Origin of the sequence: Edaphobacter paludis (genome assembly GCF_039993895.1) — a bacterium.
GTDB lineage: Bacteria > Acidobacteriota > Terriglobia > Terriglobales > Acidobacteriaceae > Edaphobacter > Edaphobacter paludis.
Genome location: NZ_CP121194.1, coordinates 3811851 through 3828193, shown reverse-complemented (window position 1 = coordinate 3828193; position 16343 = coordinate 3811851). Strand labels below are relative to the sequence as shown.

Genomic DNA, 16343 nt, shown 5'->3' with positions numbered 1-16343 from the left:
CGGAAAGTACGTGGCGAAGGCTAGTGACCGTCGCCGAGGCAGACGACATTGTGCTTCGGTTACACGGTCGACCCCATCTCCCCCCGGCACGATGATCGCCGCATCAGGATAGCTTCTCTGAAGCTGCACGCGAAAGACAAGGCCGAGCATAATGCCCGGCCTTGTCTCTTTCATGCCTAACGCGAATGCCTTTTGCAGACGTCAGAACGTCATGATTTCCTTTTCCTTGGCCTTGAACAACTCCTCGATGCGCTTGATCTCGGCGTCGGTCAACTGCTGAACCTCTTCACTCGCCCGCTTCTCGTCGTCGGCGGAGATGAGCTTGTCCTTGGCGGCCTTTTTGATCTGGTCGTTGCCGTCGCGCCGGATGCTGCGGATGGCGGTTTTGTGGTCTTCGAGCGTCTTGTTCAGTTGTTTGACCACATCCTTGCGCCGCTCCTCGGTCATAGGGGGAACCGGTACGCGGATCACTTTGCCGTCGGACATCGGATTGAGTCCCGTTCCCGAAGTGCGAATCGCCTTCTCAATCGCCGAGACCATCCCCATATCGTAGGGCGACACCAGAATCAGCGTCGGCTCCGGCGTGCTCACCTGGCCCATCTGTGCGACTGGCGTATCGGTGCCGTAGTAATCCACACGAATCTGGTCGAGCATGTGCACATTCGCCCGTCCGGTACGCGCCGAGAGCAGGTTTGCCCGGAAGTCTTCGACTGACTTCTCCATCCGCGTCTTCAACTCCTGGTGTGTCCCCTTCAACGCCTCGATACTCGCCATCGCCGATGCCATAAATCGTGTCCTCATGCGCGGATGCGCCAAAGCAAATTCTACTGGAAATCGACCGCATCCCGGCAAAGCCCACGCCGCTTTTTTAGGACTCATCCGCAAATCCACTAAAACCTGCCTCATCTAGACCGCAGGCGTCGCTTTGACCGCCGTAGCCGGAGGAACCCCTGCATTTCACCATTCGGCTGGTCTTCCAGCCGCTGTGGCGTTCCCCTATGGCACTGCGGAATATCGTCTGACACGATTACCGCCCCGGAATCATCGCCTCTTCACCGGCAATAGGCTATGCTTTTGGGCGGAGACCATCTGTGCTTTCCTCGCTTCCGTCGCATCTGTCGCTTCACCTCCGTTCTCCACGCAACATCGCTGCCATGGCCGTCGGAGCCGCCGCCGTCGCGGGCATCGCGTGGTACACCCTCAGACGGCCCCGGCCCAGCGCTGAAGAGATCGAGCGGGAACGCCGCGAGCTGCTGGCCACCACCGGACGCATCACCGATGGCAGCATCACCGACGTCCCGATCCAACTAACTCAACCGGATAATCAGGACACTCCGAGTTCAGAGCCTCTCATCGTCGTCTACAACTACCGCATCGCCGGCGTCGCCTACGAGTGCGCCCAGGATGTCACCCTGCTCGCCAAGCACGTCCGCGACGTCCGCGTTGACCTGCCCATCCAGGTCCGCTACGACCTGCACAATCCAGCCAACAGCATCGTCGTCTCCGAGTCATGGAACGGTCTGCGGCTCAACCACCATCTCCACGATACCGAAACAGGGAAGCACGAAACACCCTGATTCTCTCTCTGCAGAAGCGAATTGAACCCCGCCTGAGGCGGGTCTACACTTAGATCATGCACATGGTCGCCACCCCGAACCGCAAGATGCAGCGCGTCCTGCAGTTCTCCATGGGGCTGACGCTTGCCTATGTTGTCGCGACCTTTGTCTTTGGCATCCGCGCCCATTCGCTTGCTCTCATCTCCGAAGCCGGACACAACGTCTCCGACCTGCTCGCCATCATCCTCTCCTTCGTCGCCGTCTACTTTCAGGCACGCCCCGCTACCGAAGAGAAGACCTTTGGCTATCAGCGCGCCGGTGTACTCGCTGCCTTCGTCAACGCGATTATGCTGGTGGTGCTCTCGGTGTGGATCGCCATCGCCGCTATCCATCGTCTCGACGTTCCTGTCGCCGTACAGCCCAAGCTGATGATGTACGTCGCCGCAGCCGGCGTTCTGATGAACGGCACAGTCGCCACGCTGCTCTGGCGCTTCTCGGGAGACGTCAATATCCGCAGCGTCTTCCTGCACATGCTCGGAGACACGCTCTCGACCGCCGCGGTCATCGCCGGCGGCGCGGCCATTCTCTTTACCGGCATGACCTGGATCGATCCCGCACTCTCCATCATCATTGCTGCCATGATCCTGTGGAGTTCGATCGGCATCGTCCGCGAGACCCTGAACATCCTGCTTGAAGGCACGCCGCGCAACCTGCAATTGGCCGCTGTGCGCAATGCTATGGAGTCGGTTGAGGGAGTGGTCAATGTCCACGACCTGCACATCTGGTCGCTCGGCTCGCACTCCCGCGCGCTGGCCAGCCATGTCACCATTCCGGAGATGCCCATGTCGGAGTGCAGCAGCATCCTCGAGGCCATCAACTGCGCCTTGCGCGAACGCTTCCACATCCACCACACCACCATCCAGTTCGAAACCCGAGGCTGCGAGACCACCCACGGCTGTAGCGCCCCACCACAGCTGGAGGCGGTCGGCGCACACGACCATCACCACGGCCACTCCCACTCGCACTGACGTCCGCCAAAGCGGCAACGGCGCGAATCATAGTAGCCGAAGGGCAGCCCAGGCTCGACCTATACCTCACGTACAGGTCGAGCGGGCCTTCGGAGTGTGCCTAAACTCCCGTTTTGTTAAGGGCACGGCTTCAGCCGTGCCACAAGTGACTTCCACGCAACGGGGCTTTAGCCTCTGAGGTACGGTTTTCGCTGCACAACGACTTCAACCTCGATTGCCGTTAAACCAGCGTCGCATCCAGCGAAATCTCCGCCGCCTTCAGCACCTTCGAGACAGGGCAGCCAACCTTGGCCTTATTTGCCAGCTCGTCGAACTTTGCCTTGTCCGCGCCCGGCACCTTCGCCTTGGTGGTCAGGTGGATCTTGGTGATGGTGGGGCCTTCGCCATGCATGTCGAGCGTAACCGCGGCGGTCGTCTCAATTGAGTCGGCAACCAGACCAGCTTCGGTCAACTGCGCGCTGAGCGCCATCGTGAAACAACCTGCATGGGCCGCCGCAATCAACTCTTCCGGATTGGTCCCAACGCCTTCGGCGAAGCGTGCGCCAAAGCTGTACTGCGTGTCCTTCAAGGTGCCGCTCTGGGTTGAAATCGTGCCCTTGCCCTCTTTCAAACTGCCATGCCAGACTGCGCTTGCGCTACGTTCCATCGCGTTTCTCCTTTATAGGAAAGAGTAGAACATCAACCCAGCTTCGAGGGTCTTCGACGCAGCGGCACCTGTGGAAAGTAAAATTTGTTCTGCTTAAGGGCACGGCTTCAGCCGTGCCAAAAGTGCTTTTGTTGGGTACGGGGCTTTAGCCCCTGAGGGAATTTTCGGCAATTTGAACCCTCCCTGAGCACCGATTTAGGACCGATCATGGGCGCTACCGAGAGATAGCCTAATATCGCTTGTCAAGCCTCGAGATCATCCAACATCAAGAAAATAGAGGAAATAGAGGTTGCAACGGGGTTCTGTCTGAACCGCTAAAATAAAGAGCATAGAAGAGAAAGGCCCAGCGCAGAACGCTGGGCCTTTCTCATTTGCATTGAAGACTTTGCTTATAGGGCGTTAGAACGTAGTGCTGACCGTCAGGCGGAAGGTCTTGCGCGGCTCGCGAAGCAGGTAGTTCGCCCCGTAGTATTGCACCGCCTGCTGGTAGGTGAACAAGCCCGCATCCGACGTCGGGAAGAAGCTTTGGAACTTGTTGCCCGCGCCTGAGTTCGGCACGGCAAGGTCCTGCGGAATCTGCTTGTAGAGCCGCAGCGGGTTATAAGCGTAGTAGAGCCGGAACGGTGCATTCACAATCGGCAGAATCACCTGAAGCTCAGCACCGTTCGACATGCGCGGCACAAAGTTCGTGCCCGGAACCACATGCAGCCGGTCCGGGAACGCTACCGACTGACCGCCGAAGCAGGAGCCGTTGACCAGCGTCGGGCAGCCATACGATGCGCCGGAGATGACCGATTGGCCGGCGATGCTCTGCCGCAACTGGTTGGGCTGCGCATCGAAGGTCAGGTTGAAGTCGGTGAAGAACGCAAACGTCACCTGGCTGACGATCGGGATGCGGTATTCCACGTTCGACGTCAAGCTGGTGTCTCCGCCAATCGAGACCATGCGGTAGACCGGCAGCGGGATCTTGACCGAACCTACCGTCGGGTTCGAAGGATCGATCGGCACGGTGTTCCCGTCCGGGTTGGTCAGGTTGAACATCACCCGGGTCGGAATAAAGGTGTATGGGCCGGCCGAGCGAACGTCGAAGCCGCGGATGTCCTGGTCGCCGCCGCTGTACAAGCGGTTGGTCGGAGGAGCGACTTCGCCGCCGAAGCCCGAAACGTGAGCGAACTGGATACGGTAGCCGAGAACATTGTGGCCTTCACGGCTGACCTTCAATCCCTTCATCGGGAAGAACTGCCGGTAGCTCATCTGCGGCGAGTAGTACTTCACATTGCCGCCGATGCCCGCAACCTGTACTTCCAGGTTGAAGTCCTTGCCGCTGTGCGGTCCAACCGACCGGTCAAGGCTCGAGAAGGTAAAGCTAGGCGTCACCACCGAGGTCACGATGCCGTTCAACTGGTTCGGTCCCTGGACTCCCGAGCGGAACGCCAGCGACTGAAACACGTTTCGTGTGTTGTCGTTGAACGTCGACACCGAGGAGCGCGACAAGGCATAGGAGACGCCGATCCGGGTCACGCCCGTCCGCGCCCACAGGTGCCGCAGCGGCTCGCTGGTGGTCACCGTCAACCCGGTCGTCGCCGTGTTGTAGTTCGTCAACAGCGATTGCTGCGCGTTCGTCAGGTTCTGGCTCTGATTGTTGGCAATGCCGTAGCTCTTGGCCGGGTTGTAATCGTACTTTTGCGTGAACACCTGCACGCCCAGCGAGATCGGCTTGTTGCGCAGATAAGGCTCGGTAAATCCGAGGCTCAGGTTGCGCGACAGGTCGCCGATGTTTGCCTGCACCGAAAGCGTCTCGCCCAGTCCAAGGAAGTTGTTGGTTGAATAGTTCAACCCGATAAACGTTCCCGACAGGCCGCTGATGCCGCCGTTCAGTCCGATGGAGTTCTTGCCCTTTTCCTTCAGCTTCAACAGCAGATCGACGGTTCCATCATCGGCGTTCTGGCGGCTCTCGGAGTCCTGGTCGGCCTTGATGGTGTCGAAGTAGTTCAACTGGTTCAACCGCAGAATCGAAAGGTCCCACAGGCGGCTGTTGTAGACCTGGCCCTCTTCGAGCATCAGTTCGCGTCGGATGACCTTGTCGCGTGTGATCGTATTGCCCGTAAACTCGATGCGCGAGACGTAGAACGGCTTGCCCTCGTCGATATCGATGTTGAGGTAGATCAGCTTCTTTGCCTCATCGATGCGCGGAATCGGTGTCCCGACGAAGTTGATATAGCCCAGTTCGCCATACGACTTCCGCAACTGGTCCAGGCCCTTGCTGAACTTCGTGGCATCGAACCACTCGCCATCCTTCTGCAAGAACTGCGCTCGCAGGACCCTCGTATTCGTCACCGCCTTGTTGCCCGAGAAGGTAATGCCGCCCAGATGATAGCGTTCGCCCTCTTCGACCGGCATCAGGATGTCGACCCGCTTGCCCTTCGACGGCCGCAACGTGAATGGGTTCAACCCGCCTGCATCGCGCACATGGGTCGTCGGCTCGGTTGTTACGGCCTTGAAGTAGCCGCGGTCGCGATAAGCCTGCCGTACGCGTTCGGTGTCTTCATCGAGCTTGGTCGCGTCGAACGTCCGCGCGAACAGGTTTTCGAGAATAATGGAGTGCGGTATCCCAATGGGCTTCAGGTTCTTCATCGCCCGGCGCAGGGTACGGTCGCTCAGGTTGTTGTTGCCGGTGAACTCGATCTTACCCACCTTGACCGTCGGTCCTTCCTTCACATTGAAGGTTACGGAAACACCCGCAGGCGGAATGGTCTTAATGGTCTCGGTGACAGTGGCAAACTGATGGCCATGCGCGGCCAGCATCTCTTTGATGACGACCTCGGCACGCTTGATCTTGGTGGGGTCATACTGACTCTCGACCGAAAGTCCGACCTTGGCCTTCTTGAAGGCTTCGAGAACATCCGACTGCGAGACCGAACTCAAACCCTTATAAAGAAGCTCTTTGATGGTGGGCTTCTCTTTGACATAGATGATGAGCTGCACGCACTTCGGCGTATCCACCCGCTCAATCCGGATATTGTCAAAGTAGCCGGTGTTCCACAGCGAGTTGAAGTCCCGCTCGACGACCGCCGGATCGTAGAGGTCATTCTGGTGGCTGAACAGCCGCGCCAGCACTGACTCCTTAGGAATCCTGCGATTGCCAATTACCTCTGGCTGGCACAGCGTCTGCACTCCCTGCTCCGCCGTAGGCGTCGTGGCAGCATTATTCTGCGCAAACAGCGCTGGGCCGGTCAATATTGCAATGGAGGAAAGAAGCACGGCTTGAGCGATACGGGAGCGGCTGGAGCGCGTGCACACAGGCTTGGTCTTGCTTTTCAGGGAGCTTCCGCTCTCTCGATTCACGGTAAAGATACGCACACCCTCACTGCTCTTGAAATAACGCTCCGCCAGCACATTCAGCGAAGCCTTGATTATATGGGACACTCTGATCGTTAGCGAGTTCACCTGAAGGTTCCAGGTAAAATCTCCACACCCCATCCTACAACCTCGAAACTCAATCATTGCAGTCATTAGCCTCAAGGCCCATCATGGAAGCACCATGAATCTTGCCACTCTCCCCACCGAAGCCTGCAACCCTGCCAGCGAGCACATCGATCAGCTTTCCACCATCGAGATGCTCCGCATCATTAACGAAGAGGACACCAAAGTCGCCGCGGCCGTTGCCGCCGAACTTCCTCAAATCGCCAACGCGGTAGACGCCATCGCCGATCGCTTCGAACACGGCGGACGCCTCTTCTATATAGGTGCAGGCACCAGCGGCCGACTCGGCGTCCTCGATGCATCGGAGTGTCCCCCGACCTTCTCTGTCCCCCCATCGCTCTTTCAGGGCATCATCGCCGGGGGGGACAGCGCCCTGCGCCACTCCAGCGAAACGTCCGAAGACTCGCCCGAACAGGGGGAAGCCGACCTCGTCGCCCGCGCCTTTACGTCCCGTGACGCCCTCATCGGCATCGCCGCCAGTGGTCGCACTCCCTACGTCCTGGGCGCGCTTCGTCACGCCCGTAAACTCGGCGCCCTCACCATCTCGCTGGCCTGCGTCTCCGGCTCAGAGATCGCTGCCATCGCCGACATTGCTATCGCGCCCAACACGGGGCCAGAGGTCCTCACCGGCAGCACCCGCCTCAAGGCCGGAACCGCCACAAAATTAGTCCTCAACATGATCAGCACCGGGGTCATGATCCGCGCCGGGGCCGTCTACGGCAACCTCATGGTCAACGTGCAAACAACTAACGAGAAATTAATAGACCGGGGCCGGCGAATCATCAGCGACGCCACGGGCGTAGATCATCCCACCGCCGCAAAGCTGCTCGCCGAAGCAGGAACGGTAAAGACCGCCATCGTCATGCAGAAGCTGTCTCTCGATCGCGCCGCCGCCGAAGCAAGACTCAAGGCAGCCAAGGGAAACCTGACTACCGCGCTGCGAAAGGAACCTTAATTCAGGAACCATCTCATCGACTATCATCGGCCTCCCATGCAATTTCACCCTTAAGCCGTTGCAGTCAGGCCCCCATTATGCCCACCAATCCCTTCCTTGCCCTGATGACCGCAGCCCGTACCCATGCGGAGGCCCACGGCGCGCCCACTCCGGTGCTTTCGCCCTTCGACGCGACGCTGCTCGGCGACAACCCTCCAGTCGACGTTACGCAGCTTCATCACGCAGGCTTCCGCGTCGTCCCCTGGACCACTAACGACCCGGCAAAGATGCGTGCCCTGCTCCACCTGCGCGTCGACGGCATCATCACTGATCGCCCCGACATTCTGCAGGCTGTCCTCAAAGAGGAGGCCGCAGCCGACGCCGCTTATTTCGCCGGCTTCGACGTCGCCGCCCATCGAGGAGGCCGAGGTCTCCGCCCCGAAAACACATTGCCCTCGTTTGAGAACGGGCTCGACCACCTCGCCACCACGCTCGAGACCGACACCGGAGTCACCACCGACCACGTCTCCATGATCTGGCACGATCAGTTCCTCGATCCGCAGTCCTGCCGCCACGCCGACGGGACTCCTTACACCCTTGAGAACCGCACCTATATCCGCGACATCTCCAGCACCGAGGCGCAGCGCACCTTCATCTGCGACAAGCTGCGCACCGGCTCGTATCCGCCCGGCGTCCAGACCAACGACCTCAGCCTGTCTCCCGTCGCCGTCGCCTTCGCCAAGCAAGAACACCTCATCAACCCCTACGTCCCCACCCAGGTCGAGCAGCTCTTCCGCTTCGTCGCCTTCTACACGGATTACTACGCAACCGGCCCCGGCAAATCGAACCCCGAAGCCGCCACCCGCGCCGCCAACGCCGCCAAAGTCCGCTTCAACATCGAGACCAAGATCCTCCCGCTGCCCAACGACCCCGCAGGTAACTCCGTAGCCAGCTTGCCCGTGCCCATACCCGGCGAAGAACCCACCACCAACCACACCGTCGATCCGCAGACCTTCGTCACCACCCTCTGCGGAATTGTCATGCGCAATCACATGGAGGGCCGCTCCGAGGTGCAGAGCTTCGACTTCCGCACCCTGCAACTGGTCGAAGAGCAGTATCCGAAGATCCCCACGTACTACCTCACCGAAAGCCCCGAAACGCTGAGTACCGAGTTCGTGCCGTCTTCGCTTCGTCAACCCTGAGTCATTAGCGCCCACAGCCAACCGCCACCGAATCCCCGGAGCTAACATCTCATATGCGCGTTTGTCGAGACTAATGATCCGGCGGCAAGGTTAGCTCGATGAGCGCATCGCCCTGTACGCAACAGTTCAGAATTTGCGAGATTGGTCACACTAGGTGATTTCTGGGCGCTAATCCAACCTCTGCCGTATCAGAGGCACTGACGGAAGCAGGCATGCCGTTGTCAGCTGCGGTTGCTACGTGACTTACAATCCTGGAATGCTCCGAACAACCACACACTATTGGTCGCCTAAAACAAAACAGGATGTCTCTCCAAGCAGGCTGAGCAAATTAGGCAGGGAGGCCCAAGAGCAAGTTCTTCGCCGGTGGTTCGATGTGCGATTCATGGACCCGAACGAACTGCCTTATGACTCTGGAGAGGGTGGGTATCAGTGGATTTGGGGAGAGCCAGTCAATCCGAAGGACGCATTGCGGGATGAGTTTTCTGGCTTGGTGTCAGATGGCCTGATCGACACCGTGGCGGGTGATTTCTCTGAACTAAATCATGAGTGGTCTCCTCGTCCCGATGAGGACGATTTCTATAAGGACGATTGGGTGCCAGCTGATCTGGACGGTCCTTATATGGAATTGATGATGGCGCTCAATCAGATTGAACTCGTAGCGAAGGAAAAGCGGTCAATAATCGATGGTCCGCTGATTTATCGCTTGCTCTATCTGAACATCGTTATTGCGCTAGAAACATATCTCGGCGACTCGTTCTCCGCCGTCGTTTTCAAGCAGAGACCCTATCTTGAGCGGTTCGTTCATAACAGCACCCATCTGCGCGAAAAGCAAATTTCGCTGTCAGATGTTTTAAAGCGGGCAAAGACGATCGAGACCGACGTGCGTGGTTTCGTTGGAGGTATCTCCTGGCACGACCTGGCCAACGTAACAAAGATCTACAAGCAAGCGTTCGGACTGCAATTACCAGAGATCCCCGAATCCATACGCGCCGGCATAAAACTTCGACACGATATCGTTCATCGGAATGGCAAGACACCGGATGGACAAGAGCGATCTTGGAAGAAGGAGCAGATCAGGGTGCTGAAGTCGTCAGTTCAGTTATTTGTGACAGAAATCGAAGAGATGCTGAAGGCACTTCCACCCGATCCCGGTGCTCCCCCGGCGAAGGTCGAATCCTAAAAGATGACCTGCTGCTGCCGGGTGCCGGGTGCCCCATTCATGCGGCTTCATCGCATGAGTGGGGACATTCGCGCAAAGCGCGAACCGCCTTCGCTGCTGTAGTTATCGCCTCCGCGAACAAACCTTTAACCACTCCACACCGAGCCATTCAGCAGCCGAGCGCTGGTGACTTGGTGAGGAAGTTCTCATACTGAAACCCGAACTCCTTCAGCGCATCCAGTCCCTTGCCATACTTTCTTTTGGTATCCGCCTTAAAGATCAGTGAAGAGGTTCCAGTTCCAGGATCGATCCGATAGAGCCGAATGTTGTAACGATGACTTCCATAATGGGCGCCGTCCTCCCAAAGGTCTGTCCACGCAGCAAGACCGAATCCGCGGTGGCCGCCTAAATCCCCAACATAAAAGCCGCCCTGAGAATTTACGACCGGCTCTTGCTGGAGCCAAGACTTCAATCGTCCCCCCGCCGATCCAACGAGGGCTGGGACATACTCGCAGTCCGAACCTCCCGTGTACTGTGCGATCGCAAGCACGGAGCGCTGTTGAGCCTTCGATCCCAAAACGAAGTACACAATCTTTGAGGGCCCAAGATTGGACCACTCAGGCGGATCGTCCGGCGATCTCTGTTCGATCCGAAAAATCTCAGGGTCTGTGCTTCCCATGGGAACGGAATAAAGGACACGTCCGGAGCTATTCCGGAAGTTGGCTGTCGGGAAGCCCCCAACCGGGAAGGACGAAGTCACATCAATCCGGCCAAGACCATCAGCCTCAAAAGTCGCATGCTTCTGTCCTTGAGGAAGGACAAGAAATGTACTCAGCAATGTCAGAACGAGCACACGATGCATGATCAAGAAATATCACCAGCAATGGGAGTAAGCTACGTCAATTCCATCCCTCAACTGCGTGACAGCTCGGCTCACCTAATCTCAGAGTCCTCATCCCTCTGGCGCTCTCCCACCCCAAAACCCTTGACACCCCGGCTACAATTAAATCAGAGAGAAAGCAGGAGACCCGGCCCACCGCCGGGTCTTTTCCTTTAACCAGTCCAGACCGAAGTCCGGACTTAAGTACTTTATTTCGAAGACTTTGAGACTTAAAGTACAGAGGGGGTATACCCCCGCAAGTCGAACGGCGGAAGGCGATGCCGGGGCTAAAACAGGCTCAGCTTGCGCGGCATCTCGATGCCAAGATGCTCATAGGCCAGCCGCGTTGCTACACGTCCGCGTGGAGTCCGGTCGAGAAAGCCAATCTGGATCAGGAAGGGCTCGTAGACCTCTTCGAGCGCGTCCTGCTCTTCGGCCAGAGCGGCGGCCAGAGTGTTCAGGCCGACCGGGCCGCCGTCGTATTTCTCGATGATCGTCCGTAGCAGCCGCCGGTCCAACTCGTCGAAGCCATGTGCGTCGACCTCCAGCAAGGTCAGCGCAGCCTGCGCCACCGGCCTGTCGATGATGCCCTGCGCCCGCACCTGCGCATAGTCCCGCACTCGCCGCAGCAGGCGGTTTGCAATTCGCGGAGTTCCCCGCGACCGCATCGCAATCTCCGCCGCGCCATCGCGGTCGATGGGAACTCCCATCACCTCGGCGCTACGCTCGACCACAAACCGCAGCTCGTCATCGGTGTAGAACTCCAGCCGCAGCAGAATCCCAAACCGCGACCGCAGCGGAGACGAAAGCAGTCCCGGCCGGGTCGTCGCTGCGACAAAGGTGAACGGCTTGATGTCCATGACGTGCGTGCGCGCCGCCGGGCCCTGCCCGATGATGATGTCCAGCTTGTAGTCCTCGAGCGCGGTGTAGAGTTTCTCTTCAAGCACCGGCTGCAAGCGATGAATCTCATCGAGAAACAGCACCTGACGCTCGCGCAGGTTGGTCAGGATCGCCGTCAGGTCTCCCTGAATCTGCAACGCCGGCCCCGAGGTCTGCTGATAGCCGACCTCAAGCTCATTGGCGATGATCGTGGCCAGCGTGGTTTTGCCCAGCCCCGGCGGCCCGAACAGCAGCACATGGTCGAGCGCCTCGCCGCGTGACTTCGCCGCCTCGAGCGCAATCGCCAATTGCTCCTTGGCCTTCTCCTGGCCTACAAACTCGCGCAGCCGCGTGGGCCGCAGCTTCAGCTCGAACGCCGCGTCCTCGTCTACCCGACCAGCCGAGACCAGCCGCTCCGCCTCCGCAGAGGCCCGATTCAAATCCACCTTCGACTTGTTCTTAGGAATGTCCACTAACGGCGATGGTAAGGCGAACACTGCCGCGAAGCAACCAGTTGTCATCCTCCAAAATAAATCATTGCCATAGAAGCAGATGGATGCAGGTCACGATTTGCTATACGTTAGAAATATGGATCGTCGCCAAATGATTACAGGTGCAGCAGCAATGTCCGCCCTCGTCTCCTCGAAAGCTCAAGCCGCCCAACCCAATCGCGAATCCACCCGCAGCTTTCTGGAGCTCAAAACCTGGTACCTGCACAACAGCGAGGAATCTCAGGCCAGCCGCGTCTCCGAGTACCTTGAAACCGGTCTCTTCCCTGCCCTGAGTCGCGCTGGCGCAAAGCCCGTGGCTGCATTCTCCAACCTCATCGGTCCCAACGGTCCCTACATCGTCACCATCGTGCAATATCCGTCTCTCAGCGCCATGGAGACGACTCTCGCCAAAGTTGCCGAGGACGAAGCCCACGAAAAGGCTTCGCAAAAACTCAGTTCTGGCGCGGGAATGCCCTTTGTCACCATCGAAAGCAGCCTCCTCCACAGCCTCGCCATTCTCCCCGAAGCTGTGCTTCCCACCGACTCGAACACCCGACCGGCTCGCATCTTCGAGCTGCGTACCTACCAGTCTCAATCCATGACGGCGCTCAACAAAAAAGCCGGGATGTTCAACGGCGGCGAGATCGCCATCTTTCAGCGGCTCGGCATGCGCCCGGTCTTTATCGGCGAATCCATCGTCGGTCCCCGCCAACCGAACATCACCTACATGCTCTCCTTCGATAATCTCGATGGCCGCGAGAAGCACTGGCAGCAGTTCGGCTCCGATCCTGCGTGGAAGACGCTCAGCGCTAACCCCGAACTCAAGGACTCCGAGATCGTCGCAAATATCAGCAACGTCATCCTGCGTCCGCTGGCGTTCTCCCCGCTCCGCTAACCGGAAAACGATCTACCGCCGTAGCTCCAGCAGCAAGACCCCATGCGGAGCTACGGTCGCAGACACTTCGGCCACGCTGCCCAGATCTTTCTTTCCCCAAACATCTTTCGCCGAATACTTGCCGCCTGCCAATCCATATTTCGCAAACGCGGACTTCACCGTCGCGGCTGAGTCTCCCACATTGAACAGCGCGAGGTACTCGTTGCCGCCAACCTTCGTCGTCCAGGCAATCACCTGTCCGTCCTGCCCTGCGAGCCGCTGATGCTCTCCGTGCTGATCCATCGCCACGACCGTCGGGTTCGTCACCAGCGCTGCCGTCCAGTCATCGAGTTCAGTCAGGTTGCCTCCAAAGAATAACGGCGACCGGGCAATCGACCACAACGTCACCATGGTCCTCTGCTCATCCTGCGTTAGTCGGGTTGCCCGCGGCTTGCCATCGCCCGGCACGGGGCTCAGCTTGCCTAGCGGCAGCATGTCCGCATCGGGCCAGTTGCCGGGCTTCACGTACTTTGCCCAGCCTGCAATCACGGCGAACTGGTCCTTCACATTTTGCGACCACTCCTTGTTCTTCTCCCAGTGGTCCCAGACATCGTTCGATATGCGCCACAACTGCGCGTTCTCCCCCAACTCCGCCGCTTCCGCCAGCGGCGCGGGCCCCGGCGAAAGGCTCAGCACAATCGGCCGGCCCGTCTTTGCAATCGCCCGATGGATCATACGAATCTCATCGCCCTTATACGGGTGCGACGCAATGCAATCCACCTTGATGTAGTCAACGCCCCAGCCCGCATATTGCTTCATCAGGGAGTCGTACCACGCCTGCCCAGCTGCATTGTCCTTTACGCCAAAGTTGTCGGGGTTCCACGGGCACTTGTCCGTCGTATCCGCTGCATCGACGGCATGAAACGCGCTGCCCGCAATCGACAGGTTCGCGGCCGCCGCCTTTTTAGTGATCCCACGAATAATGTGGATACCGAACTTCAGTCCTTGAGCGTGCACATAATCGGCCACAGGCTTGAACCCTGCATCGCCCTTCGCTGTCGCAAACCTGTTCAGCGCAGGCTCATACCGTCCATTCGCATCGATGCGATACTGCAGCGTCTCCGGCTTGCTCGCGTCTTCAGGATTGGCCAGATACCATCCCTCATCCACCACGGCGTATTGATAACCCGCGCTCTTCAGGCGCTTGGTCAGAGCGTCGACATTCGCGCGAAACTGAGCCTCGGTGACAGCTAACCCATACGAGTCCCAGCTATTCCATCCCATCGGCGGCGTCGGAGCCAAGGGTTTCTGCTGCGTCACACCCATCGGCTGCATCAGAGCAGCCAGCATCACCACACCCACTCCCTGCCACGCACACTTCAACATGCCGTCTCGCCTCCATTGGTGGATGCGCCCACTATACCCAAACATCAGCGTTCATGGATTGGCGACAGGCATGGGCGGCGCTGACGCCGTCTATCCCGCGCTGCTAAAATCGCAGCCTATGGCCGCCTCCGAACAATCCGTCGCGTCGCACGCGAAGCCCACCGCGCACCATTCCAAACTTGCAGAGCTGGCGGTGCGCCACGCCATCGCCGAAGAGGGGGGAGGTCCGGAGCGGCGTGAAAAAGAACGCAGGGCGGGGAAGCTGTCGGCGCGGGAGCGGGTCGAATTTTTGTTAGATGAAGGCACATTCGAAGAGACCGACAAGTTTGTTACGCACCGCGCGACGGATTTTGGCATGGATGCCCAGCGCGTTCCCGGAGATGGCTTCATCACGGGCTATGGGCGGGTACAGGGGCGGGTGGTGTTTGTCTTTGCGCAGGACTTCACCGTCTTTGGCGGGTCGCTTTCAGAGGCGAATGCCGCGAAGATTGTGAAGATCATGGATATGGCGATGCGAGTAGGCGCGCCGATTGTGGGGTTGAACGACTCCGGCGGCGCGCGCATTCAGGAGGGGGTTGTGTCGCTGGCGGGTTACACGGACATCTTTTTGCGCAATACGCTGGCCAGCGGCGTTGTGCCGCAGATCTCGGCGATCATGGGGCCGTGCGCGGGCGGCGCGGTGTATTCTCCTGCGATCACGGACTTCACGCTGATGACGGAGAAGACCAGCTACATGTTCGTCACCGGGCCGGATGTCATCAAGACGGTGACCCATGAGGACGTGACCAAGGATGCGCTGGGCGGCGCGTTGACCCACAACGAGATCTCGGGCGTGGCGCATTTTATGGCGCACGACGATCAGGAATGTCTCGCGATGGTCCGCGAACTGCTCAGCTTTCTGCCGTCGAATAATCTCGACGACCCTCCGCGCAAGGCCACGCAGGACGATCCTGCGCGCGCCGATGCTGCGCTCGATAGCATCATTCCGGAGGAGAGCAACCAGCCTTATGACATGGTCGATGTCATTTCGCGCGTTGTCGATGACGGCTATTTCTTTCAGGTGCAGGAGTACTTTGCGCGGAATATCGTCGTTGGTTTTGCGCGTATGGCTGGGCGGCCGGTAGGCATTGTCGCCAATCAACCCGCGTTTCTCGCGGGTGTGCTCGACATCAACGCAAGCGTGAAGGGAGCACGCTTCGTGCGGTTCTGCGATGCCTTCAACATTCCGCTCATTACGTTTGAAGATGTGCCCGGTTTCATGCCCGGAATCCAGCAGGAGCATGGCGGCATCATCCGCCACGGAGCGAAGTTGCTGTACGCCTTTGCCGAGGCGACGGTGCCAAAGCTGACCGTGATTACGCGAAAGGCCTATGGGGGCGCCTATTGCGTGATGAGTTCGAAGCATCTGCGCACCGACCTGAACCTGGCATGGCCAACGGCGGAGATTGCAGTGATGGGGCCGGAGGGCGCGGTGAATATCGTCTACAAACGCGAACTGGACGCCGTCGTTCGCCGTGCCGAGGCCATTATGCCGCAAGGAGTCTCGCTGAGTGAAGAGCAGAAGCTGGAAGTTCTGACCGAGGCGCGAAAGGAAAAAGTGGAGGAGTTTCGTGAACGGTTTGCCAATCCCTACGTTGCTGCGGAACGGGGATATATCGATGCCGTCATTCGCCCCAGCGAGACGCGGCGGCGCTTGAACTCCGCTCTCGATATGCTGGCGACGAAGCGCGAGAAGAATCCGGCCAAAAAACATGGCAACATACCGCTGTGAAGCCGGTTGATGCTGTCTACGCCGCACTCCGGTCCTAAACAGTCCAGCTTCAGC

Annotated in this window: 13 protein-coding genes; 7 read left to right on the top strand and 6 right to left on the bottom strand. The window is 58.9% G+C overall.

Annotated elements, in window-relative coordinates:
* Positions 1–201: 201 nt before the first annotated feature.
* Positions 202–786 carry a ribosome recycling factor gene (gene frr / locus P4G45_RS15985; RefSeq protein WP_348267468.1) on the bottom strand — a complete coding sequence of 195 codons (585 nt, stop codon included), beginning with the start codon at positions 784–786 and terminating at the stop codon, positions 202–204.
* A 305-nt stretch (positions 787–1091) separates the two neighbouring features.
* On the opposite strand from frr, the gene P4G45_RS15980 reads away from it, so the two are divergent.
* Together P4G45_RS15980 and P4G45_RS15975 are read left to right on the top strand one after the other, a co-directional pair.
* The gene (locus P4G45_RS15980) at positions 1092–1577 is read left to right on the top strand and encodes a hypothetical protein (RefSeq protein ID WP_348267467.1); all 486 of its coding nucleotides are present in this window, start codon (positions 1092–1094) and stop codon (positions 1575–1577) included.
* 56 nt (positions 1578–1633) lie between these two features.
* Entirely contained in the window at positions 1634–2584 is a 951-nt protein-coding gene (locus tag P4G45_RS15975; protein WP_348267466.1) for a cation diffusion facilitator family transporter, read from the top strand.
* 220 nt (positions 2585–2804) lie between these two features.
* Here the strand turns inward: P4G45_RS15975 and P4G45_RS15970 are convergent, their stop codons facing one another.
* Entirely contained in the window at positions 2805–3230 is a 426-nt protein-coding gene (locus P4G45_RS15970; protein ID WP_348267465.1) for an OsmC family protein, read from the bottom strand.
* 399 nt (positions 3231–3629) lie between these two features.
* Positions 3630–6590, bottom strand: a complete 2961-nt coding sequence (bamA, locus tag P4G45_RS15965) for an outer membrane protein assembly factor BamA (RefSeq protein ID WP_348269275.1) — start codon at positions 6588–6590, stop codon at positions 3630–3632.
* A 181-nt stretch (positions 6591–6771) separates the two neighbouring features.
* Here bamA and murQ point away from each other — a divergent pair, with 181 nt between their 5' ends.
* The 3 genes from murQ (at position 6772) to P4G45_RS15950 (ending at position 10029) form a co-directional block, all read left to right on the top strand.
* The gene (murQ, locus tag P4G45_RS15960) at positions 6772–7668 is read left to right on the top strand and encodes an N-acetylmuramic acid 6-phosphate etherase (protein WP_348267464.1); all 897 of its coding nucleotides are present in this window, start codon (positions 6772–6774) and stop codon (positions 7666–7668) included.
* A 77-nt stretch (positions 7669–7745) separates the two neighbouring features.
* Positions 7746–8849, top strand: coding sequence for a glycerophosphodiester phosphodiesterase family protein (locus P4G45_RS15955; protein ID WP_348267463.1), 1104 nt, complete (start codon positions 7746–7748; stop codon positions 8847–8849).
* A 382-nt stretch (positions 8850–9231) separates the two neighbouring features.
* On the top strand, positions 9232–10029 hold the full coding sequence (locus tag P4G45_RS15950; protein ID WP_348267462.1) for a hypothetical protein: 798 nt from the start codon (positions 9232–9234) through the stop codon (positions 10027–10029).
* Positions 10030–10177: 148 nt separating this feature from the next.
* On the opposite strand, the gene P4G45_RS15945 is transcribed toward P4G45_RS15950, so the two are convergent.
* Positions 10178–10870: a hypothetical protein gene (locus P4G45_RS15945; RefSeq protein WP_348267461.1), complete on the bottom strand. Its 693-nt coding sequence runs from the start codon at positions 10868–10870 to the stop codon at positions 10178–10180.
* A 305-nt stretch (positions 10871–11175) separates the two neighbouring features.
* On the bottom strand, positions 11176–12240 hold the full coding sequence (ruvB, locus tag P4G45_RS15940; RefSeq protein WP_373695309.1) for a Holliday junction branch migration DNA helicase RuvB: 1065 nt from the start codon (positions 12238–12240) through the stop codon (positions 11176–11178).
* Positions 12241–12355: 115 nt separating this feature from the next.
* On the opposite strand from ruvB, the gene P4G45_RS15935 reads away from it, so the two are divergent.
* On the top strand, positions 12356–13153 hold the full coding sequence (locus P4G45_RS15935) for an NIPSNAP family protein (RefSeq protein WP_348267460.1): 798 nt from the start codon (positions 12356–12358) through the stop codon (positions 13151–13153).
* 12 nt (positions 13154–13165) lie between these two features.
* Here the strand turns inward: P4G45_RS15935 and P4G45_RS15930 are convergent, their stop codons facing one another.
* Entirely contained in the window at positions 13166–14518 is a 1353-nt protein-coding gene (locus tag P4G45_RS15930; protein WP_348267459.1) for a glycoside hydrolase family 27 protein, read from the bottom strand.
* Between the two features lie 118 nt (positions 14519–14636).
* Here P4G45_RS15930 and P4G45_RS15925 point away from each other — a divergent pair, with 118 nt between their 5' ends.
* On the top strand, positions 14637–16289 hold the full coding sequence (locus P4G45_RS15925; protein ID WP_348269273.1) for an acyl-CoA carboxylase subunit beta: 1653 nt from the start codon (positions 14637–14639) through the stop codon (positions 16287–16289).
* Positions 16290–16343: the final 54 nt, after the last annotated feature.

Coding starts and splice junctions, on each gene's coding strand:
- P4G45_RS15935 (WP_348267460.1), top strand. CDS start 12,356: ATGGATCGTCGCCAAATGATTACAGGTGCAGCAGCAATGTCCGCCCTC.
- P4G45_RS15925 (WP_348269273.1), top strand. CDS start 14,637: ATGGCCGCCTCCGAACAATCCGTCGCGTCGCACGCGAAGCCCACCGCG.
- P4G45_RS15970 (WP_348267465.1), bottom strand. CDS start 3,230: ATGGAACGTAGCGCAAGCGCAGTCTGGCATGGCAGTTTGAAAGAGGGC.
- P4G45_RS15975 (WP_348267466.1), top strand. CDS start 1,634: ATGCACATGGTCGCCACCCCGAACCGCAAGATGCAGCGCGTCCTGCAG.
- P4G45_RS15955 (WP_348267463.1), top strand. CDS start 7,746: ATGCCCACCAATCCCTTCCTTGCCCTGATGACCGCAGCCCGTACCCAT.
- P4G45_RS15945 (WP_348267461.1), bottom strand. CDS start 10,870: ATGCATCGTGTGCTCGTTCTGACATTGCTGAGTACATTTCTTGTCCTT.
- P4G45_RS15930 (WP_348267459.1), bottom strand. CDS start 14,518: ATGTTGAAGTGTGCGTGGCAGGGAGTGGGTGTGGTGATGCTGGCTGCT.
- murQ (WP_348267464.1), top strand. CDS start 6,772: ATGAATCTTGCCACTCTCCCCACCGAAGCCTGCAACCCTGCCAGCGAG.
- P4G45_RS15950 (WP_348267462.1), top strand. CDS start 9,232: ATGGACCCGAACGAACTGCCTTATGACTCTGGAGAGGGTGGGTATCAG.
- frr (WP_348267468.1), bottom strand. CDS start 786: ATGGCATCGGCGATGGCGAGTATCGAGGCGTTGAAGGGGACACACCAG.